This window comes from Agarivorans sp. Toyoura001 (assembly GCF_005405585.1).
In the GTDB taxonomy this organism is placed as follows: domain Bacteria; phylum Pseudomonadota; class Gammaproteobacteria; order Enterobacterales; family Celerinatantimonadaceae; genus Agarivorans.
Genome location: NZ_BJEQ01000001.1, coordinates 120,017 through 141,167, shown reverse-complemented (window position 1 = coordinate 141,167; position 21,151 = coordinate 120,017). Strand labels below are relative to the sequence as shown.

17 protein-coding genes are annotated in these 21,151 nt (G+C 42.6%); 9 read left to right on the top strand and 8 right to left on the bottom strand.

The window, feature by feature from the left end:
- Positions 1-11: 11 nt before the first annotated feature.
- Positions 12-515, bottom strand: a complete 504-nt coding sequence (locus FFR00_RS00650; protein WP_137671438.1) for a glycine cleavage system protein R — start codon at positions 513-515, stop codon at positions 12-14.
- A gap of 322 nt (positions 516-837) precedes the next feature.
- On the opposite strand from FFR00_RS00650, the gene FFR00_RS00645 reads away from it, so the two are divergent.
- The 6 genes from FFR00_RS00645 to FFR00_RS00620 all read left to right on the top strand — a co-directional run bounded on the left by FFR00_RS00645 (position 838) and on the right by FFR00_RS00620 (position 9,598).
- Positions 838-3,048 (top strand): ABC transporter permease subunit, encoded by a 2,211-nt coding sequence (locus FFR00_RS00645; RefSeq protein ID WP_161985059.1) that lies wholly within the window; start codon positions 838-840, stop codon positions 3,046-3,048.
- Positions 3,049-3,069: 21 nt separating this feature from the next.
- Positions 3,070-4,725 carry a phosphate ABC transporter permease PstA gene (pstA, locus tag FFR00_RS00640; RefSeq protein WP_137671437.1) on the top strand — a complete coding sequence of 552 codons (1,656 nt, stop codon included), beginning with the start codon at positions 3,070-3,072 and terminating at the stop codon, positions 4,723-4,725.
- Between the two features lie 27 nt (positions 4,726-4,752).
- Positions 4,753-5,571, top strand: coding sequence for a phosphate ABC transporter ATP-binding protein PstB (gene pstB, locus FFR00_RS00635; protein ID WP_137671436.1), 819 nt, complete (start codon positions 4,753-4,755; stop codon positions 5,569-5,571).
- Between the two features lie 24 nt (positions 5,572-5,595).
- Entirely contained in the window at positions 5,596-6,300 is a 705-nt protein-coding gene (gene phoU / locus FFR00_RS00630; RefSeq protein WP_137671435.1) for a phosphate signaling complex protein PhoU, read from the top strand.
- A gap of 941 nt (positions 6,301-7,241) precedes the next feature.
- Positions 7,242-8,552: an isocitrate lyase gene (aceA, locus tag FFR00_RS00625; protein ID WP_137671434.1), complete on the top strand. Its 1,311-nt coding sequence runs from the start codon at positions 7,242-7,244 to the stop codon at positions 8,550-8,552.
- 215 nt (positions 8,553-8,767) lie between these two features.
- Positions 8,768-9,598 (top strand): hypothetical protein, encoded by an 831-nt coding sequence (locus FFR00_RS00620; protein WP_137671433.1) that lies wholly within the window; start codon positions 8,768-8,770, stop codon positions 9,596-9,598.
- Positions 9,599-9,636: 38 nt separating this feature from the next.
- Here FFR00_RS00620 and FFR00_RS00615 read toward each other — a convergent pair whose 3' ends face one another.
- From FFR00_RS00615 to FFR00_RS00595, 5 genes are all read right to left on the bottom strand, one after another.
- The gene (locus tag FFR00_RS00615; RefSeq protein ID WP_137671432.1) at positions 9,637-10,236 is read right to left on the bottom strand and encodes an ACP phosphodiesterase; all 600 of its coding nucleotides are present in this window, start codon (positions 10,234-10,236) and stop codon (positions 9,637-9,639) included.
- A 52-nt stretch (positions 10,237-10,288) separates the two neighbouring features.
- Complete coding sequence (locus tag FFR00_RS00610; RefSeq protein WP_137671431.1) at positions 10,289-11,128, bottom strand: S9 family peptidase; 840 nt, start codon at positions 11,126-11,128, stop codon at positions 10,289-10,291.
- Positions 11,129-11,595: 467 nt separating this feature from the next.
- A complete protein-coding gene (locus tag FFR00_RS00605; protein ID WP_137671430.1) occupies positions 11,596-12,045 on the bottom strand; it encodes a CBS domain-containing protein in 450 nt (149 codons plus the stop codon).
- 275 nt (positions 12,046-12,320) lie between these two features.
- Positions 12,321-13,622: an anti-phage deoxyguanosine triphosphatase gene (locus FFR00_RS00600; RefSeq protein WP_137671429.1), complete on the bottom strand. Its 1,302-nt coding sequence runs from the start codon at positions 13,620-13,622 to the stop codon at positions 12,321-12,323.
- 130 nt (positions 13,623-13,752) lie between these two features.
- Positions 13,753-14,973: a pyridoxal phosphate-dependent aminotransferase gene (locus FFR00_RS00595; protein ID WP_137671428.1), complete on the bottom strand. Its 1,221-nt coding sequence runs from the start codon at positions 14,971-14,973 to the stop codon at positions 13,753-13,755.
- A gap of 169 nt (positions 14,974-15,142) precedes the next feature.
- Here FFR00_RS00595 and FFR00_RS00590 point away from each other — a divergent pair, with 169 nt between their 5' ends.
- Entirely contained in the window at positions 15,143-16,066 is a 924-nt protein-coding gene (locus tag FFR00_RS00590) for a LysR substrate-binding domain-containing protein (protein ID WP_137671427.1), read from the top strand.
- Here the strand turns inward: FFR00_RS00590 and FFR00_RS00585 are convergent, their stop codons facing one another.
- The gene (locus tag FFR00_RS00585) at positions 16,067-16,417 is read right to left on the bottom strand and encodes a DUF3802 family protein (protein ID WP_137671426.1); all 351 of its coding nucleotides are present in this window, start codon (positions 16,415-16,417) and stop codon (positions 16,067-16,069) included.
- A gap of 91 nt (positions 16,418-16,508) precedes the next feature.
- Positions 16,509-17,381 (bottom strand): hypothetical protein, encoded by an 873-nt coding sequence (locus FFR00_RS00580; RefSeq protein WP_137671425.1) that lies wholly within the window; start codon positions 17,379-17,381, stop codon positions 16,509-16,511.
- 299 nt (positions 17,382-17,680) lie between these two features.
- On the opposite strand from FFR00_RS00580, the gene FFR00_RS00575 reads away from it, so the two are divergent.
- The gene (locus FFR00_RS00575; RefSeq protein WP_137671424.1) at positions 17,681-19,780 is read left to right on the top strand and encodes a peptidase domain-containing ABC transporter; all 2,100 of its coding nucleotides are present in this window, start codon (positions 17,681-17,683) and stop codon (positions 19,778-19,780) included.
- Positions 19,777-21,150, top strand: coding sequence for an HlyD family type I secretion periplasmic adaptor subunit (locus tag FFR00_RS00570; RefSeq protein WP_137671423.1), 1,374 nt, complete (start codon positions 19,777-19,779; stop codon positions 21,148-21,150). Before FFR00_RS00575 ends, FFR00_RS00570 begins: the two co-directional genes overlap by 4 nt.
- Position 21,151 lies beyond the last annotated feature (1 nt).

Sequence of the window (21,151 nt, the reverse complement as noted above, 5' to 3'; positions counted from 1 at the left end):
AAGTTACTCATCTAGTCTTGGTCAAAATCTACCATCAAATCATCAGCTAGTGATTCCAAAGAATCTTGAATATTACCTAGCTGCTCTTCATTAGCGCAAGGTACTAATAGATGCGCGGTAAAGATAAGGCCGCCCCAGTTAGGCGCGCTGGCAACAAGGGTGTTTATTTCAGTGATGCTAACACCTAGTGCATTTAGCGCTTGAGTGACTTCTTTAACAATGCCTACACGATCGTTGGCTGTAACGGTAATAGCCACTTGAGCTTGCTCTGCATCGCCACTTTTATCGCCTTCTGCGATGTTAACCAATAAGCCATCTTGATCTTGTAAGGCATGGCTTAGGATAGCTAAGTGCTGTTCGTCTACCTCTATATGCAGAATGCCGGCAAACTGCCCGGCAAGCTCGGTTAAACTGCTGGCTAGCCAGTTGCCTTTATGTTGCACTACTAAAGAAGATAATTGGTCTACAATACCGGGGCGGTCTTTACCAATTACGCTGACTACGAGTTGTTTCATCTTGTTGCTCCTTAGTAGGGTAGGTTATCGCGCTAAGTGCAGAAAACTAAGCGTAATTCCCGAGGGATTAAAGTATGCATAGCTTTTATTGATTTAGGAAGATGTAAGCCCGCGCACTTGAAGAAAAATCACCCACCTACGCAATATAATTTCACTGTAATATTAGCTACATACAAATGTAGCACTGGCTTGCTAATGATAGAACAGTAAGCCCCTTAAAGCCCTCAAAATTGTGACATTTTTTTTAGTATTTCGCTCTGTAACAATACTGTCATAAAACTGCCATATACTTTCGCCAGATCTATTAAATTGTGAGGGATATATGACGCAGTCAGTGTCATTTAATAGTAGTGCTCAGCGGCAAATTAAGGACCGACTAACCCGCTACAGCGTAAGTGCTGGCGGAATTGTGGTTCTTTTGGCGTTGATCTTAATTTTCTTCTATTTATTGTACGTGGTAGCACCTATTTTTTATGGTGCTAGCTTAGAAAAGTCAAAAACCATTCCGCTAAACGATAGTCATACTACCGTGGCCATTGGTGTTGAAGAACAAAATGAAATTGCCTATCGCTTTAACAGTGATGGCCGCTTACGTTTCTTCAACCTAACCGATACGCCGCGTGAGTTTACAGACTATCAAGTTGACGCAGAAATAACTGCGGCAGACCGCACAGTGCCAAACCAAGGTTTAGTGGCCTACGGTACTCGTGAAGGTACAGCTTACGTGGTTGCGCCGAAGTTTGGCGTTAGTTACCCCAACGACAAACGCTTAATTACGCCGAGCTTAGACTACCCAATGGGTGAGCAAGCATTGAGCATTGATGCCCAAGGGCAGCCTATTGTTCAGTTGGCGTTTGAGCGCGAAGAAGAGTCTGCGGTAGTAGCCGCCATTACCGAAGATGGCCGAGGTATGTTGGTACGTTTAGAAGCCGAAGAAGACATGTTTAGCGAGTCTTTAGAATGGTTGCCTGAACTCGCTGAAATTCCGAGTCTGCCAAAAAGTGTTGATCAAATGTTGGTCACACCTGACTTGCGTCGTTTGTATATTCGCAGCGGTAACCAACTAGCAAACTACAACATTTCAAACATTGACGATGTGCGTTTAAACTCGGTTGATTTCATCAACAGTAAAGACGCTAATGTTACAGACCTTGCCTTACTCACTGGCGCTAGCTCGCTGATTGTTGCAAACGACAATGGCAGTATTACTCAGTGGTTTGATGTGGCTAAAGATGGCGTACGCAAACTCACTCAAATTCGCGAGTTTAACGCTGGCACTAAAATTAATGAGATTGGTGTTGAGTATTTCCGCAAAGGGTTTGCAGTAAGTGGCGAAGATGGGTCTATTACCCTATTTCACACTACTGGCGGTGGGCGTTTAGTGCGCGAGATGACCGACTCTAAAGCCTTTGGTTTAGCCTTCTCACCACGTGCCAGCGGCTTATTAACAGAATCTGAGAAGGGCCTAGAATTTTACCACGTAGATAATGAGCACCCAGAAGTAACTTGGCGCGCATTGTGGAGCAAAATTTGGTACGAAGGTTACCCAGAACCGCAATATGTTTGGCAATCAACCTCGGCCAGTGATGACTTTGAGCCTAAATTGAGTTTAGTGCCGATTTCCTTCGGTACCATTAAAGCTGCATTTTATGCGATGTTATTTGCTGCACCCATTGCCTTAGCTGGTGCTATTTACACCGCTTACTTTATGTCTGCGCCGCTACGTAAAGTGGTTAAGCCTACCGTTGAAATTATGGAAGCTTTACCTACGGTAATTTTGGGCTTCTTAGCCGGCTTATGGTTAGCCCCTCTTATTGAAGACAACTTACCCGGTGTTATCGCCATTATGGTGTTACTGCCGGTCGGCTTCCTAGCCACTGCTTTTGCTTGGTCAAAAATGCCGAAGAAAGTGCGTCAACTATTACCAGACGGTTGGGACGCCATCGTGCTTATCCCAGTAGTACTGTTTATTGGTTGGGGCTGTATTCAAATTAGTCCTGCGCTTGAGCAATGGATGTTTGACGGCGATGCACGTTTGTACCTGACCAACGAGTTAGGGATTAGTTTTGACCAACGTAACTCAATGGTGGTGGGTTTAGCCATGGGTTTTGCGGTTATTCCGACTATTTTCTCAATTGCCGAAGATGCGATTTTCTCGGTGCCTAAGCACTTGAGCAATGGCTCGTTAGCGTTAGGCGCTACGCCTTGGCAAACCTTGACTAAGGTAGTCATTCTTACCGCCAGCCCAGGAATTTTCTCGGCCGTAATGATGGGCCTAGGTCGCGCAGTTGGCGAGACCATGATTGTACTGATGGCCACGGGTAATACTCCGGTAATGGATTGGAGTATCTTCCAGGGTATGCGTACTTTGTCGGCTAACATCGCGGTAGAAATGCCAGAGTCTGAAGTGGGAAGCTCACATTACCGAGTGCTGTTCTTAGCGGCCTTTGTTTTGTTTGTATTTACCTTCGCATTTAACACCATTGCTGAATTTGTGCGCCAACGTCTGCGCGACAAATACAGCTCGCTGTAATAGGGATATGGGAACTAACCGATGAATAAGTGGTTTAAATCAGGTAACCCGTGGATTTGGATGACAGCCGGTGCGGTAAGCATAAGCTTAGTAGCAGTAATTGGATTACTGCTACTGATTGCCGCACGAGGCTTAGTTTACTTCTGGCCAAGCCCAGTGCTTGAAATGGAAGTTCATCAGTTTGGCAAAAACCAAACGGTTATTGGTGAACTGTACGAAACAGAGTTAGTGCCAATTGAGCGCTTACAAGCCTCTGGTGCTAACTTAGAAGGCTTAGACGGTGATTTTGTAGAACGTTTTCTAATAAAAACCGGTAACCGCGAATATGTTGATCTAGATTTTCGCTGGCTAACTGAAAACGAAATCTTGTCGAAGACACGCCCAGAAAATATTGCGGTGGTAGAGCGCAGAACCAACGGTAACTTTTATGGTTACGTTGAAGGTATTGTTAAAGGCGGCGAAACCATTGACGCTTCTTTAGATACTGACCACGCAACACTGTATGAGCTGTTAGAGCGTTCAAACGACATTATTGAACAAGCTGACTCGTTGCAACGCAGCGATATTGGTAGCATTAACTACAGCCTAGAGCGTTTACGCCTTAAACAGCGTAAATATGAAATGGCTGAAGAGTTAACCGCTGAGCGCCTAGCGGGTATTGAGGCCGAAGAAGAACAGCTTCATCAAGATTACTTGGTATTAGAGAAGCAGTTGTTCGCTTACCGAGACGATGCGCGTCGTGACCAACTTATTATTCGCGATATGCGTGGCGAGTTGGTGACCATTCCAATGGACAATGTATTGGATGTGTTCTTCCCTAACGAGATGAACTGGTTCGATAAAGTAGGCCATTGGGTACATCAAGCAACCAAGTTTATTGTATCTGAACCGCGTGAAGCGAATACCGAGGGCGGGGTATTCCCGGCCATCTTTGGTACGGTATTCATGGTAATGCTGATGGCGGTTATTGTTACGCCTTTAGGTGTGGTTGCCGCTATTTACTTGCACGAATATGCGGGTAATAACAGCTTAACTCGCTTGATTCGTATCGCGGTGATTAACTTAGCGGGTGTGCCGTCTATTGTATACGGCGTATTTGGCTTAGGTTTCTTTGTGTACATGCTAGGAGGCAGTATTGATTCCTTGTTCTATCAAGAGTCTTTACCCACACCTACCTTTGGTTCGCCAGGGGTAATTTGGGCAGCCTTAACCTTAGCTATTCTTACCTTACCGGTGGTTATTGTTTCCACTGAAGAAGGCTTGTCGCGTATTCCAAGTGCGGTTCGTCAAGGTTCGTTAGCGTTAGGTGCGACCAAAGCAGAAACCTTGTGGCGTATTGTTATTCCTATGGCTAGTCCAGCCATTATGACGGGATTGATTTTAGCGGTAGCTCGTGCAGCAGGAGAAGTAGCACCATTAATGTTAGTGGGTGTGGTGAAGCTAGCGCCAACCTTACCTTTAGATGGTAACTTCCCGTTTATTCACCTTGAGCGTAAGTTCATGCACTTAGGTTTCCACATTTATGATGTAGGTTTCCAAAGCCCGAATGTAGAAGCGGCACGCCCTCTGGTATATGCCACTGCATTTTTATTGGTAACGGTTATTATTGGCTTGAACTTGGCAGCCATTCAAATCCGTAACCGTTTACGTGAAAAGTTTAAAACGTTAGACCAATAAGCTAACGGCAAATTTGTAGGAAAAAAAATGATTTCTTTGAATACAGAAAATAGTCGAGATACTAAATTAGATTTGGCTAACTTAACGGCAGAACAAACCGCTTTGGAAGTAAAGAATCTCGATCTTTACTACGGTAGTAAACAAGCCTTGTTCGACGTATCGATGAAGATCCCTAAAGGGCAGGTTACCGCATTTATTGGCCCGTCGGGTTGTGGTAAATCTACCTTGTTGCGTTGTATTAACCGCATGAACGACTTGGTTGATATTTGTAAAATTAGCGGCGAAATTATGCTGCATGGCCAAAACATCTATGACAAAAGCGTAGATGTTGCCGCGCTGCGACGTAATGTGGGCATGGTATTCCAGCGCCCAAACCCATTCCCTAAATCAATTTACGAGAATGTAGTTTACGGTTTACGCCTGCAAGGTATAAAAGACCGCCGAGTATTAGATGAAGCAGTAGAGCGCTCATTACGTGGCGCAGCACTTTGGGAAGAAGTAAAAGATCGTTTGCACGAGAATGCCTTTGGTTTATCAGGTGGTCAGCAACAACGTTTAGTTATTGCCCGCGCCATTGCTATTGAGCCAGAAGTGCTATTATTGGATGAACCTACATCAGCTCTCGACCCAATTTCAACATTGACGATTGAAGAACTGATTAACGACCTCAAGAGTCGTTACACCGTGGTGATTGTGACTCACAATATGCAACAAGCGGCGCGTGTATCCGACCAAACAGCCTTTATGTATATGGGCGACATGGTGGAATACGCTGATACCAATACCTTGTTTACCACACCGGCGAAGAAACAAACCGAAGATTACATTACAGGCCGCTACGGTTAACCATACCGTGGCTGAGGAAGAGATATGGATAAGTTAAATATGAATAAACACATATCTGGTCAGTTTAATGCTGAACTGGATCATGTGCGTAATCAGATTATGGCGATGGGTGGATTAGTTGAACAGCAACTAAAAGACGCACTTAGCTTGTTAAGCCGGCCCGATGCTGAATTGGTGAATAAAGTTATCACCACCGATAGCAAAGTTAACTCTTTTGAAGTGGCGATAGACGAAGAGTGTACGCGCATTATTGCGAAGCGCCAGCCTGCCGCAAGTGACTTACGTATAGTCATGGCCATTATTAAAACCATTGCAGATTTAGAACGTATTGGTGATGCTGCAGAAAGCATTGCACGTATGGTTGAGCGCAATATGGACAAACCTTTTAAAGCATCGTTAACCAGTTTGGAGCATTTAGGCCAACATACGGCAAAAATGCTGCACGACGTGTTAGATGGGTTTGCACGTATGGATGTAGAAACTGCGTGGCAAGTACACCAAGAAGATAAGAAAGTAGATAAAGAATACGAACGTTTGATTCGTGAGTTAATGACTTACATGATGGAAGATCCACGTTCTATTCCCCAGGTACTAGATGCTTTAGCTGCTGCGAGAGCGATCGAGCGTGTTGGCGACCGCTGCCAAAACATTGCTGAGTACATTATCTACTTCGTAAGAGGTAAGGATATTCGCCATTTAGCTGGTGATGAAGTAGAAAAACTGCTGTAGTTAATCGGTATTACCCAGTTAAAAGCCGGCATATTGTCGGCTTTTTTATTTTTCCGAATATTTTTTTAAAAAAAATTTTGTTTTTCTGGTCTGAACAGTCAGAGATTAGAGTTTTGTTTTATAACGACTCACTTTTAGCTTCGGTCGAGTCAACGATCAACCTCTCAGTGAAAACTGCAAAATAAGATTTAAACTACTGTTTTAATTTTTCCTTAAGTTACTATTTTTAATCGATAATATCGCCTTCTCTTGTTTCTTTTCATTCACTTCTAATAATCTTTACGTTTACGTAAGGGTAAATTGGTTCTCCCGCTAGTCGTTACGATAACGTCATTAGGTTATTTAGTTACGTAATTAACTTCCTTTTTTAGACTTTTGTAGTAACAGGGATGTTGCTGAAATGTTGCCTGTTTAGAGTTATTACTTTAAATAAAGCTTTGCTTTTGTTTTTTACGATGATATAAAAAACAGGGTCTTGAGGTGGTTTTGAAACGGTTGTTTTAAATTTATCTGCTGGTGAGACTTTAGTTTTAGTGTTTAACATTGAGGCTGTTGCTTATCGTAACCTGAGTTACAACTACGTGATTATTACATTTTGGGTCGTAATTTACGGGTGATTCATTTGACATATAAGCAGTAGGTAAACACTGAACGCATTAGCCGACCATGTTAAACAGGCTGAGGCCTATTTAACCCAGCTACAGTGAGGCAGTAACCACAGCCAATAGCAATAATAATGCTGACCATGGCGTCTCACACATTGGCTCAGTACTTTTAGATAAAACCAAAAAAAAGGTAAAAGTACTGAGTTAAATTTTCCAAGCCCTGTTGGCTTGGTGTGTACTAAAACAATCCGCAGTTATAGCGGGTATAGAAAGAACTACGTGAATATGCGGTACAAATAAATTGTATCTAGGAATAGGGTCTAAGAGGGATTGAACATGACATTAACAAGAGAACAGCAAATTCAAGCATTAGAAAAAGACTGGGCAGAGAATCCTCGTTGGAAAGGGGTTAAGCGCCCTTATAGCGCGGAAGAAGTTGTTAAATTGCGCGGTTCATTCATTCCAGAAAATACAGTCGCGCGTCGCGGCGCAGAAAAATTATGGTCTCTCGTCAATGGCCAAGCCAAAAAAGGCTATGTTAACTGTTTAGGTGCGCTAACCGGTGGCCAAGCCGTTCAGCAAGCTAAAGCGGGCATTGAAGCCATTTACCTATCTGGTTGGCAGGTTGCTGCCGATAACAATTCTGCATCAAGCATGTACCCAGACCAATCCTTGTACCCAGTTGATTCTGTGCCAAAAGTGGTTGAGCGCATTAATAACTCTTTCCAGCGCGCTGACCAAATTCAGTGGGCGAACGGCCTATCGCCAGCAAACGGTGGCTTAGATTACTTCTTGCCGATTGTGGCAGACGCTGAAGCAGGTTTTGGCGGCGTACTAAACGCCTTTGAACTGATGAAAAACATGATCAAAGCAGGTGCGGCAGGTGTTCACTTTGAAGATCAATTAGCGTCAGTGAAAAAATGTGGTCACATGGGCGGTAAAGTATTGGTTCCAACCCAAGAAGCGGTTCAGAAGCTAGTCGCTGCACGATTTGCAGCTGATGTAGCAGGTGTACCAACACTGGTTATTGCCCGTACCGACGCAAATGCGGCCGACTTGTTGACTTCAGATGTTGACCCTTATGACGCTGAATTTGTGCAAGGTGAACGCACAGCAGAAGGTTTCTACAAAGTAAACGCGGGTATCGATCAAGCGATTAGTCGTGGCCTAGCTTATGCTGAATACGCAGATTTGATTTGGTGTGAAACAGCGACGCCGTGTTTAGAAGAAGCTCGCAAATTTGCCGAAGCTATTCATGCTAAACACCCTGAGCAACTGTTGGCTTACAACTGTTCACCATCGTTTAACTGGCGTAAGAATCTAGATGATGAAACCATTGCTAAGTTCCAGCAAGAGCTTAGCGACATGGGCTATAAATACCAGTTCATTACTTTAGCTGGTATTCATAACATGTGGTACAACATGTTCGACTTAGCGCATAACTACGCGCAGGGCGAGGGCATGAAGCACTACGTGAACATGGTTCAAGAGAAAGAGTTCCAAGCTGCTGACCGAGGTTACACCTTCGTAGCGCACCAACAAGAAGTGGGTACGGGCTACTTTGACCAAGTAACCAACGTGATTCAAGGTGGTCAATCTTCAGTAACCGCGTTAACGGGTTCTACCGAAGAAGAGCAATTTAGCTAAGGTTTACTACTTAGACACTAATAATAAAAACGCTATGTAACACCTATTTGAGCAGCCTAAGGGCTGCTCTTTTTCTTTTATTAATTTATCTGTCATAACTATTAATATTTATGCTTTTATTTTAGATGTTTGATATTTATTGTTTCATTCTAATATGGCTTAGGTTATAACCCGACCGTGAATTTATTTTAACGAAATTTATAGAGGGATCTATTTTGAAGTACAAGTTATTGGTATCGGGAATTTCATGTATCGCCTTATTATTGAGTGGTTGTGGTGGAGGTAGTGACGGTGGTAGTGCTGGCGGTGATTCGCCTTCTACGCCATTAATTACTCCTGAACCTTTGAAAGATATCAATATTTTACTTGAGGGAAGCGAGGTTTACCCAGGTTTACGTTTATTGGTTGGAAGCGCTGATGGGTTTTCCGATCATGAGTATACAATGAACCAACGTTACAGTGATTCTGGTATCACAGTTGAAACGGGCAGCACTGTAGAGGTTGAAGGGGATCTGATTGAGTCGTTAGCTATTTCTACAACTGCATCTGAATCAGAAGCTTACCTAAAGCTAGTTGCAAACAAATCTATGGATTTGAGTGAGTTTGAATCATCAGGTGCCTTTGTGTTACTGATGAAAGTTGGATTAGCAACTTACGTGGATAACACGGTAGATTGGAACGACATTGTTGGCCAGTTCAACCTATTTTCAATGCAAACTAATTTGGGAACAAGTGATGGCGAAGGTAATGTGATTGACTATGTTAATCGCGCCAATATGTTTTTTCACCAAACTAAAATGCAAGAGATACAAACTAACGGTGAATGGAATGCGGTACTAATTCCTGTATCTTGTTTGGTTAATAATACTGATACTCGAGGTGATTTTGATATTGCCCAGGTAGATGAGATTCTTCGATTAGATATGCGTAATGGCGCAACTGATTACGAGTTAGCTTCGGTTGCGTTAATTAAAGAAGCCGAATTGGGCTCTGACCCACAGAGTTTATGCCATTTTTCATACGCTCCCATCGACTCTTTGCTTTAATTATTTCGATTTGATTAAAGAGAGGGCTTACCCTCTTTTTAATGACTTGAACTTTCTAGATTAAATTCGTTTACAAATTTAATCACCCTCTTTAACACCAGTGGGTAAAGCTCAGAAAAGGCCTGATCTATAGTTTGGCTATGTTTATCTATGTCATCTAACATCAATTCAAGCTTAGTTGGGCGACGGAGTCGACGACTTATTGCTTTTAAAGTTCCAGTTATTTGCTGATGGTCATTGTAGTGGGTAAGCCAATCGTATTCGCGCATATGCGTGGCAGTAACCAGCGCGCGTTCTTTGAGCGGGTAATTGTGCAGCTGTTGGTAGCAATGCGTAATAAAATCATCTCTCGAGCCAGAGTGATAGTGAGGCCAATGTTGGCTCAACAAATAATCAAAATATACATCTAAGGCGATGCCTGCATAGCGGCGCATTGTTGGATGAAAGCAGAGATTAAGCTTTAGTTGAGCAACCTGTTGATCGGTAAAACTGTCTATATGCCGATGCAATAATATCCCTAGCTGTTCAGGCTCAGGATAATGTTGCCACTGATTACCTTTCACAAAGTCGCCAAGTAATGCCCCGGGTATAGAGGTATTGGTGTATTGGGCGATATGGAAATGCGCAAGGTAATTCATTCAATAAGCATATATCAGAGTAACGACCTAAGGCGGTAAAACTGCAGGTGAATTACTCTAGCATGCCCGTTTGCTTTAAGAACTGATTGTATCCATAGAGCCATAAATCACCATAGTTATAAAACACTTCATGGCCATTGATGCCGTCACCCAATTGATAGAACTGAAATTCTACTTGAGAGGAATGTTCAGCAAATGCGTTTACGTAACTTTGTATGGTGCTGTCAGAGTAATAGGCGTCGTTACGTCCGTAGATAAACAAATGTGGCAGCGGGTTATTTTGTGCTGCTTGTGCGAACAAACCAAGGTTGCTGGCACTCTCGGCGTTTATTTGGCATTGCTCACCCATCCAGCCACCTGAAAAATTAACCACACCTTTAAACAATGAGGGGTGTTTGGCGGCGTACATCACCGACAGTAATCCACCACGAGAATTACCACTGATTAAGATTTTGTCTTGGTCGACCCAAGTTTGCTGTTTTATAAAAGCGAAAATAGCGTCTAAACTTTGTTGCGCATAATGCAGGCCTGCTTCCACGCTGTTTACACTGCAATTGTAAGATTCTTTATACTCGCCTTCAGAGTTACCGCGGCCACGGCGCATAGGCACTAACAACGCGATATTGTGCTTAGTAAGGTAAGCGCCTAAACCCCAAGGTTTAATGCTCAAGTCTTTATCAATAATGCCAGGACCGGTAGACCCATGATTAAACACGACTAAGGGAAATGGGCCTTCGCCAATAGGTTTGTAAAGAGTTGCCTCAAGCCTTATCTCGCTGTCCCACAATAGCCCTGGATCGATCATTGGGATCCATAGGGTTTCGCCGTTATCCTCGGCGATGCAGCAACTGCTTAAAAGAACTAACCCCAACGTGAGTATTCGAGCGTGCATGTTTATTATCCGTAACAGTGGCTATTAACCGGGCTTAAGTGATCAGAACATATTGCTGTCGATAAGCATTGTCATACCGAGCAACGCAAACTAAGGAACGGAAAATTCTAGCATTTCTGAGGGGTATTGTTTATCTGTTAACGATTAATTGGCGTACGGGGTAGGAGAAGCAGATAAAAAAAATCCAGCGCTAGGCTGGACTAAAAAAACATAAGGAATGACTAATACGTGCTACAGCTAAAGCGCAAAATAGCAGGGGCGATTAGCGGCCCCATAAATCGACAAATTCAGTATCGGCTGAATACAGCGCCATAGGATGAAAGCGCCAAACAATTTATGGTGCAATCCTATCGTGACGCAGCTCACAAAACAACCTCAATTTGTAATTTTTTTACTAAAATTTAATTTATGTTCGTGTATTAGTTAGTGGTGCGTCACTAAAATTTGTAATATTGTTGTAATATTACCTAAGGGTCTGAGTGTAAAGGCTCTTGTTCTGCTAACATTTCTAACAAAGAAATTGCCACACCAACAAAATCAGTATCGGTAATAATACCTATCAGCTTTTTACCGTCTACCACGGGTAAGCATCCAATTCGATAACGCTCTATATGCCTTGCTGCTTCTCCTACACCAGCCTCTGGATCTACAGTATGTAACTTGGTCACCATAATATGGCAAAGCATAATTTGTTGTTCGTGAGCGGTGCGCTGTTCTTTGCTTGTGTTACTAAGTGAAGACTCTTGTGCCGCTAACAAAGTGCGCTCGCTCACTAGGCCAATGAGGTTTTGCTGATTATCGACGATGGGAATGTGGCGGATCTTATGTTCATTGCACAGGCTAATCGCTTGCTCTAGCGTAGTTTGCTCTGAGGCGGTATGGGGGTTAGTTGTCATGATGTCTGCAATTTTAATCATAACGATACCTCTTGTTGTTTATCTCTCTTAAATCTAGTGGTTTAGGGGGAAAGCGACTTGATAAAAATCAACGAATTTAACGCTTTTTGGGGCGCTGGTTAAGACTTGTCGTATCGCTAGAAAAAGCGCTAAAAATACAATTGAATACTTTGCAAAATGGGTAATGTTCTGCTGCAAAATACGTCAAAAACTTTGCTGTGTTTGAGGTTTACACCCTTAGTGAGGTAGTACGCTAAGGGTGGTTTTAATGGTGGGTTAACAAGCTGGCTCACGATTTAAAACAAGGTTTGGAACAGTCGGTTTGCGTAATCATCAGTCATGCCGGCTATGTAGTCGGCAATAACACGCGCTTGGCTATCTCCGTCTTCTCCGGCTTGCTGCCAGCGCCTACGGGTATTAAGGGGTAAGAGGCGCATTGGGTCACTAGCGAATGCTTGGAATAACTCCATTACTACTTGCTGGCCTTTAAAGCGCACCATTTCAATTTCTGGTGTTTGAATAACATAATGCAATACAAAGCGCTTGAGTACTTCTAGCGCTTGCGCCATTGGTGGGTCCATTCTGGCTTGTAAATCTAATAAGGGCTCGCCAAAGCGCTGTTGCTCTTGCAAACTAATAGAGGTGATAAAGGCGTTAACTAAACTCCCTATGGCGTCTTTTTGGTCGTAATGGTGACGACTAAACAGTTTGACCGATAGAGGGCCTATTTCATCCGCTAACCAGCATTGTTTAATATCGGCGATGGCAGAGGCCACTTGTTCTTGCCAATCATGGCGATTCACAATGCCCATTACAATGGCATCTTCTAAGTCATGCACCCCATAAGCAATGTCATCGGCTAACTCCATAATTGAACAGTCTAGAGACTTAAAGCTTGATTTACGGTGTTGTTGCTCGCCCATGTTTCTGGAGTGAACAAACTGTTCTCGGTCTTGTTCTGATACGCTGGCTAATACCCAGTCGTATAAATGTTTGTCGTCATCGTAAACACCTTTAGCTGGCGCCCAATCTGCAACCTTGAGCTGGCGAAAGCTTTTAGCTACAGGTGGCAAGGGCTGGCGTTGGAGCTGACTGAGCAAACAGGGGTACTTCATTATGCCTAGCAAAGTTCGGCGAGTGAGGTTCATCCCGTTATTTTTGGTGTAGGGTTCTAGCTTGGTAAGAATGCGAAAGGTTTGCGCGTTGCCTTCAAAGCCGCCATCGTCGCGCATCATATAGTTAAGCGCTACCTCTCCGCCATGTCCGAAAGGAGGGTGGCCAATATCATGAGCCAAGCACAAGCTTTCTATTAAGTTTAGCTCTGGAAGACAATGGTTTTGAGCATGCTTAACGGTGTGTAAGTGGCCAACAATGCCGGTGCCAATTTGAGCAACCTCGAGAGAGTGAGTGAGGCGCGTGCGGTAAAAGTCGTTATTACCAATGCTCAGCACCTGAGTTTTATTTTGCAAACGACGAAAAGCGGCTGAGTGGAGGATGCGGGCGCGATCCCGTTGCCAAGAGTTACGGTGGTCGTTACGACGTTGGCTTTGATCTTCTGCGTAGCGTGCTGTACCGGCTTGTTCACTCAGTGCATTCATTCAAGTGGCTCTTTAAAAAATGATGTTGTTTACAGTACAACACATTTTCTAAAAATAACATGACCTTATGCTAAGGCAAAAAGCAATAAAAAAGGGCGCAGTTAGCGCCCTCTAATTCACTTTACTTGGTTTAGTCCGCTTGGCGATAACCGTCAAGGAAGGTAGCGATACGGCCAATAGCTTCTCGTAGTTCTTCTTCTCGAGGAAGAAATACAATGCGGAAGTGATCGGGTTTGCTCCAGTTAAAGCCGGTGCCTTGTACCACTAAAATCTTCTCTTGTTGCAATAAATCTAATGCAAACTGCTGGTCGTCTTTAATATTGAACTTCTTAACGTCCAGTTTAGGGAACAAGTACATAGCCCCTTGTGGTTTAACGCAGCTTACCCCTGGGATATCATTTAATAATTCCCAAGCTAGGTTTCGCTGTTCGTATAATCGACCACCTGGGACAATAAGCTCGTTAATACTTTGGTAGCCACCTAGGGCGGTTTGAATGGCATGTTGTACCGGTACATTGGCACAAAGGCGCATAGACGCCAGCATATCTAATCCGTCTATATAATCTTTAGCACGATGTTTCGGCCCGCTTACTAACAACCAACCAGAGCGGAAACCACATACGCGATAAGCTTTAGATAAACCGTTAAAGGTGAGCGTTAATACATCGTCTGACAAGGTGGATAGAGGCACGTGCAGTGCTTCATCGTAAATCACTTTTGAGTAGATTTCGTCAGCAAACAAAATAAGGTTGTGTTGGCGGGCAAGCTCTACCAATTCAAGCAGTAATTCTTTGCTGTATACCGCACCGGTTGGGTTATTAGGGTTAATAACCACTAAGCCTTTAGTACGCGGTGTGATTTTACTGCGAATATCTTCGATATCTGGGAACCAGCCGGCTTCTTCATCGCATTCATAATGAACCGGGTTACCACCAGAGAGTGTTACCGCTGCTGTCCATAATGGATAGTCGGGTGAGGGCACTAGCATTTCATCGCCATTATTTAATAGCGCTTGCATGGCCATAACGATAAGTTCGCTTACCCCGTTCCCGAGATAAATGTCCTCTAAGGTGGTGGTGCGTAAACCTTGTAACTGATAATGATGCATCACCGCTTTACGGGCAGAGAACAAACCTTTGGAGTCACAGTAACCTTGGGCAGTAGGTAGGTTATGAATTACGTCTACTAGAATTTCTTCCGGGGCTTCAAAGTTAAATTCGGCAGTGTTGCCAATATTTAACTTGATTACTCGGTGGCCATCTTCTTCGAGGCGTTTAGCTTGTTTTAATACCGGACCACGAATGTCGTAGCATACGTTATCTAGCTTATGTGACTTCTCTATTTGATACATGATTATTTCTGTCCCTTTAGAATAGACGTATTAACTTACTTTTTCTGGTTGCATGCAAGTGTTTGCCGAAGGTATTTGAGCTTTTTCAGGATTTTTTATTAGTAAAGGGCTGAACCACCAATAGTTGGTGATAAACTGGCCGTGCAAAACCTCAAACCATTGCGAGACTATGTTAGAACTCAAACACTTAAAAACCTTACAAGCGCTTAGAGAAACCGGCTCGTTAGTGGTCGCTGCTCAGCGCTTATGTTTAACTCAATCGGCGCTTTCTCATCAGTTAAAAGAGTTAGAATCACGCATTGGGGCAAAGTTGTTTGTGCGTAAAACCAAGCCGATACGATTCACCATGGCGGGATTACGTGTGTTGGAACTGGCCGACAATGTACTAGAGCAAGTTCAGCATACCGAGCGAGAGCTTGCTAGGTTGGTGGGCGGACAAGCCGGGCGACTACATTTAGCCATTGAGTGCCACAGCTGTTTTAATTGGTTAATGCCAGCTATTGATAATTACCGCGGCCTTTGGCCTGATGTCGAATTAGATTTTAGCAGTGGTTTTAGTTTTGAACCCTTGCCTGAACTTGCCCAAGGCCAGCTTGATTTGGTGATAACCTCTGATCCCCAGCCTTGTGAGGGCATTGTGTTTCAGCCTTTATTTTCATACCAACCTACCTTAGCGTTAAGCCCAAATCACCCACTGGCAAAGAAAGCCGTGATTGAGCCCGAGGATTTTGCCAATCAAGTGCTTATTTCTTACCCGGTTGATACCCACCGCTTAGATTTATTTAATCTGTTTCTCGATCCCGCAGGCGTAGAACCGTTAGCTGTGCGTAAAGTTGATATGACCATAATGATGATGCAGTTAGTGGCCAGTGGTCGCGGAGTAGCGGTATTACCAAATTGGGCTTTAACCGAGTATGTAAACAAAGGTTATATCGTTACGCGCGAATTGGGTGACGGGCATTTGTGGCAGAACTTGTATGCGGCGCGCCATGAGAGTCATCAAGACAGCGCCTACATTGAAGCCTTTTTAGATATTGCGAGGGAGCATTGTTTTAGCCACTTACAGGGGATTAAAGCTTTTGGTAGCAACTAACTAAATAGGATCGACGGCAATCAGTTGGTTGTCGAACATATTCTTAATTAGTCCAACAAATTCATCAATGAACTGCTGTTGCTGCTGAGTAGGGCTAGACATCCACACTCCAGACAATACCTGCTCTAAGTCATTTACGATGGCGTCAATTTCCCGAATAACAATGAAACGGTGTTCGCTCTCAAGATGCTCATGTTGGCGACAGACCAACATAACACTTTCGGATAACTGTTCAGATACATAATCGCAAATGGTTAACGGATTTTTCTGGGCTTGAGTGTGTTCAAATAAGGCCAGGTTATCTGTTAAAAAGCCAATTAGCTGAATGTAACCTTCGCTATCAGTTACCATTGTGTCATCTTCCTCTCTTAATCACTTAGTAGGGGTAGTGTATAACGAATAAGCGCGAAAACAACATGCGCTGAGACACATTTGTTCACAGTTATAGGGTTTGAGTGAGCTCAGCTGAGTGAATATAAGCTTGGTTACAGGAGCTAGGTAGGTAGAGCCTTGGATTAGCGCGCTTCAAATCACGCAAATGATACTCCAATAATCGCTTATCGATTGGTGTGTTACTTTGGGTTTGCTGAAGCCAATTTACCAAGCTCTTGGTATTCTCTTGAAAACCGCTTTCTAACTGGGCGATTTGCTGCTTAGTTCTTTGTATTTCCTCAACATTGAGTGGCGAACGCTGTACCATGTTAATGAGGTAGGGAGTGAGTTTATGCGCTTGCTTCATATAGCTATCGCTTATTGGCACGGGTGACAGTTTTAAATTTTGTTGTCGTTCTAACTGACCACAAATGTGGTTAGCTTTAACCAAGGCAACGGTTTGCTGAATCACTTGGTTGGTATCAAATCCCTCGCCATACATCTCATGAATGCCAGTGGCTAAATCGTGTTTAGCTAAGCGTACCTTTGGAAAGGTGAGTTGTTCGCGGGTGAATAACCTGACTCGGTTTGGTGCGGCTTGCCGCGGTACAATAATGGCGATTTGGTTGCGCTTTTGTTCAACATAAAGGTTGGCTATTGCTTGGCTTTGTTGGCTAATACTGATTAATTGGCCACTGATTTGGCAATCGATGGATTTAGGGATATCGCCCACATGACTAGCACTAACGTACTGATGAGGATAATCGGGCAGGGCTTGAATTTGTCCTAATTGTCGCTGCATAAAATGAGTGGCAATAGCCGCCCGGCAAATCGCGGTCTCACTAATGGGCGGTGTGCTCATCACTTTCCAGCCGATAAGCACAACGGTAAGCAGTAATAGCGAACTGCTAATTACTATCAACGGTTGGCGTCGAATGATCATCACGGCCTCTCTGGAAAATCAGTTAAACAGACGTATCTTTGTTATCTGTCATTCGCAGAAAAACTAAAGTGCTTACTGGAAGTATAGTTCATGTACCTTTAATGTTTAAGAATTATCATGTAGGGGCTAGGTCGCCTGAAGGGGGAGAATTGATAACTTTATAGCTATTCGGAAGATATAATATGATGAAAATACATGTAGAAAGTCATTAAATTATCATTTCATCCATTTGGGTTATTGAGATTATTGTTTTTAAAGCTACCATGCTGCGTTCTTAAAAAGGATGTGAGACCGGTTTTGTGAGCGATTATGGTATTAACAACTCTGTAGTGAATTGTTGTTCTCTTCTTTGTAACTTAAATGGAAACACTACAAAGTTTATTCAAAGAGTAAAACACAGTCAGAGTCTTGGGAAGCTGCTTGAAGACATTTCAATTCAAAGTGGGGTTAAATTTGTCAGCTCAAGTCTAAGTTTCAGAAAGCTAAAGCAGACCAATCCACCTTTAGCATTTAAATCTGATGATGGGGAATACGCTTTATTAGCCAAAATTTCTTCAAAGGAAGCGCTTGTTCAGTTCAATAATTCAAAATCACCAGCAGTTATTTCCTTAAATGAACTGAGTTCACTATGGACTGGAAAAATTATATATGAAAAGAAATCAAGTAAATTTGATTTAAGCTGGTTTATACCAGAATTTATAAAATACAGAAAACTTCTTGGTGAGGTACTTTTCCTTTCTGTTTTTATTCAGGTGCTAGCTCTTTTTCTTCCTCTTTTCTTTCAAGTCGTTATGGATAAAGTGATGATTCATAACGCCTTAGCTACTCTAGATGTTCTGGTGCTAACACTAGTAATAGTTGGCGTTTTTGAAGTGGTAATAAAAGGTCTTAGAGACTATTTGTTTATACATACTACAAACAGAGTGGATATAAATCTAGGGTTAAAGCTATTTGAACACCTATTAAGATTGCCAATGTCTTTTTTTAAAAGTCGGCAAGTGGGGGTGATTGTTACTAGGGTTAAAGAATTAGATAGTATACGTAACTTGCTGACAGGAGGCGCTTTAACGCTTCTAGTTGATATTAGTTTTGTTTTTCTTTTTATTCTCATCTTGTTTTATCTATCCTCTTCTCTAGCAATGATAGTCTTATGTCTGATTCCTATATATCCTTTGTTAGCTTGGTGTACAGCGAAGCCGCTAAAACACCGAATAGAAAAGCAGTTTGAATATGGAGCTGTCAATACCGCATTTCTAACTGAAAGTATCCACGGTAGTGAAACGGCTAAAAGTTTAGCTATAGAACCTATATTTCAAAGAAAGTGGGAGTTACAAACTAAAAAACTTGTTGAAGCCAACTTTTCAATGCAAAAACTTCAATCGTGCGTGAGTCAATTTGTTAATTTTTTTCAACGACTATCTTCTGTATTAATTATATGGATAGGCTCAACTATGGTAATGAACCTTGAGATGACAATTGGGCAGCTGATTGCTTTTAACATGATTGCCACGCATGTTAATCAACCAATGGCAAAATTGGTTGAATTATGGCATCAGTTTGTACAAACAAAGGTATCAGTCGAAAAATTATCCGATGTACTCAATATACCTAGTGAGTTAGAGGGGCAGCATTTTTTTCCTGAATCTAAAGTAATTAAAAAAATTGAATTTAGAGACATCAAGTTTAGGTATACTCCAAAATCTCCTCTCGTATTAAACAATGTTAATTTATCAATCTCTCACGGTGAAAGTGTAGGTATCGTCGGACCTTCTGGTTCTGGTAAAAGTACATTTACTCGTCTAATACAAAAACTTTACCCTGCAGAGAAAGGCTTGATCCTACTTGATGGGCATTTAATAAATAACGTTTCATCTACTTATATAAGGAAGCAAATAGGCGTTGTGCTTCAAGAAAACTACCTATTCAGCTTATCTGTCCGAGAAAACATTGCAATTAAACACCCAAGCGTAGAATTTGAACAAGTTGTTAAGGTTGCCAAGCTAGCAGGGGCACACGAGTTCATTGTTAAACTATCTAATGGTTACGACACAATCATAGCGGAGGGTGGTAGTTCTCTTTCTGGTGGTCAGAAGCAACGTATTGCAATTGCTAGGGCGTTAGTTGGAGAGCCATCAATCTTGATTTTTGATGAAGCAACAAGCGCTCTTGATGATGAGACACAGCAAATAGTGCAAAAGAATATGGCTAAAATATGCGAACATAAAACTGTGATTACAGTGGCTCATCGCTTATCAACAGTTAAGTATTGTGACCGGATACTGTATATGGAAAACGGCTATATTTCAGAGCAGGGCACTCACGCAGAACTACTAGCTTTAAACGGGGCTTATTCAAACCTTTGGAAGATGCAGAGACAAGCTTTAGCAGGTGCTGCATGATCAAAAAAATAGAAATCGGCCTTCGCTCAAATATGAAGCGCTATGGAACATCCAATTTAGCAAGAGATGACTATGAGTTTTTACCTGCTCACATCGATGTAATTGATAAACCTCCATCTCCAAAAGCCAGGGTTACTGCTGGGTTGATAACGGCGTTTTTGGCTGTTGTATTGGTTTGGTCTTTTATTGGTGAGCTTGATATTCATGCCGGAGCACACGGAAAGATAATGGTTTCAAGCCATTCAAAAGTTGTTCAGCCCTTGGAACAGGGGGAGGTGGTAAGAATACATGTGAAAGATGGCCAATATGTAAGTAAAGGCGACATCCTCATCGAGTTAAATACAGTTGATGTTAAAGCAGAGATAAGTCGTTTAACTCAACAGTTGAATCAGCTTACTTTTGATTCATTCAGATTAAGGTCTTTGTTAAGCGAAGCGCCCATAGACCACTTCCATTCGCGAGTCACAAATAAGAGCCGACTTGCCGACATGATGCTTCTACAGCTTAGAAGTGAGTTAGATGAAAACTCTGCTGTTCTGGAGCAGCTAGCTGCAGAGAAAGAAGTGAACTTAGCCCAACAAAAAGCCAACCAAAACGACTTAGATTCACTTTTGTCATTAAAAAGCAACGTGGACATGAGGTTAGATGCTAGGCGTACCCTAGCAAAGAGTAAAGCGATTGCGCGTGTTGAGTTACTCGAGCAAGAAAAAGAATACTTAGACGTTGTTCGAACAATCAACAGCTTACATGCTCAAGATTTAGTTCTTAAGGCTCAACATAGCAGTATTAATGAACAGATAGATAGCTTATTGGCTAAGAATAAAAATACGTATTATCAGGAGCTGAATCAAGTTGAAGTAGAACAAGGACAAGTTAAGCAAGAATTAGTAAAAGCTCACGAACGCTTGCGCCGTAAAACTTTACGTTCACCGGTTAATGGAATCGTGCAGCAGCTGGTTATACATACCGTCGGAGGGGTTGTTGAGCCAGCTCAGGCACTTATGGTCATCGTACCTGCGCAGGCTAAACTTGAGGCAGAAGTAAGCGTACTAAACAAAGATGTTGGATTTGTATTGCCAGGCCAGAGTGTCGCTATAAAAGTTGATAGTTTCCCTTTTACTAAATATGGAACCATAAGCGGAGAGGTTTTATATATTTCGAAAGATGCGGTGCAAGATGAGCAATTGGGGCTAGTGTTTCCCGCACGTGTAAGCTTATCTAGAGAAGATATTGTAGTCGATAATTCAACCATAAACCTTTCTGCTGGCATGAGTATTATGGCGGAAATCAAAACAGGTAAACGCCGGGTTATTGAGTATTTACTTAGCCCTTTGCAGCAATATCAATCTGAAGCTCTGAGAGAGCGTTAAA

Coding starts and splice junctions, on each gene's coding strand:
- FFR00_RS00605 (WP_137671430.1), bottom strand. CDS start 12,045: ATGATTAAAATTGCAGACATCATGACAACTAACCCCCATACCGCCTCA.
- FFR00_RS00645 (WP_161985059.1), top strand. CDS start 838: ATGACGCAGTCAGTGTCATTTAATAGTAGTGCTCAGCGGCAAATTAAG.
- FFR00_RS00590 (WP_137671427.1), top strand. CDS start 15,143: ATGTTAGAACTCAAACACTTAAAAACCTTACAAGCGCTTAGAGAAACC.
- pstA (WP_137671437.1), top strand. CDS start 3,070: ATGAATAAGTGGTTTAAATCAGGTAACCCGTGGATTTGGATGACAGCC.
- FFR00_RS00650 (WP_137671438.1), bottom strand. CDS start 515: ATGAAACAACTCGTAGTCAGCGTAATTGGTAAAGACCGCCCCGGTATT.
- phoU (WP_137671435.1), top strand. CDS start 5,596: ATGGATAAGTTAAATATGAATAAACACATATCTGGTCAGTTTAATGCT.
- pstB (WP_137671436.1), top strand. CDS start 4,753: ATGATTTCTTTGAATACAGAAAATAGTCGAGATACTAAATTAGATTTG.
- FFR00_RS00600 (WP_137671429.1), bottom strand. CDS start 13,622: ATGAATGCACTGAGTGAACAAGCCGGTACAGCACGCTACGCAGAAGAT.
- FFR00_RS00580 (WP_137671425.1), bottom strand. CDS start 17,381: ATGATCATTCGACGCCAACCGTTGATAGTAATTAGCAGTTCGCTATTA.
- FFR00_RS00570 (WP_137671423.1), top strand. CDS start 19,777: ATGATCAAAAAAATAGAAATCGGCCTTCGCTCAAATATGAAGCGCTAT.
- FFR00_RS00585 (WP_137671426.1), bottom strand. CDS start 16,417: ATGGTAACTGATAGCGAAGGTTACATTCAGCTAATTGGCTTTTTAACA.
- FFR00_RS00615 (WP_137671432.1), bottom strand. CDS start 10,236: ATGAATTACCTTGCGCATTTCCATATCGCCCAATACACCAATACCTCT.
- FFR00_RS00595 (WP_137671428.1), bottom strand. CDS start 14,973: ATGTATCAAATAGAGAAGTCACATAAGCTAGATAACGTATGCTACGAC.
- FFR00_RS00610 (WP_137671431.1), bottom strand. CDS start 11,128: ATGCACGCTCGAATACTCACGTTGGGGTTAGTTCTTTTAAGCAGTTGC.
- aceA (WP_137671434.1), top strand. CDS start 7,242: ATGACATTAACAAGAGAACAGCAAATTCAAGCATTAGAAAAAGACTGG.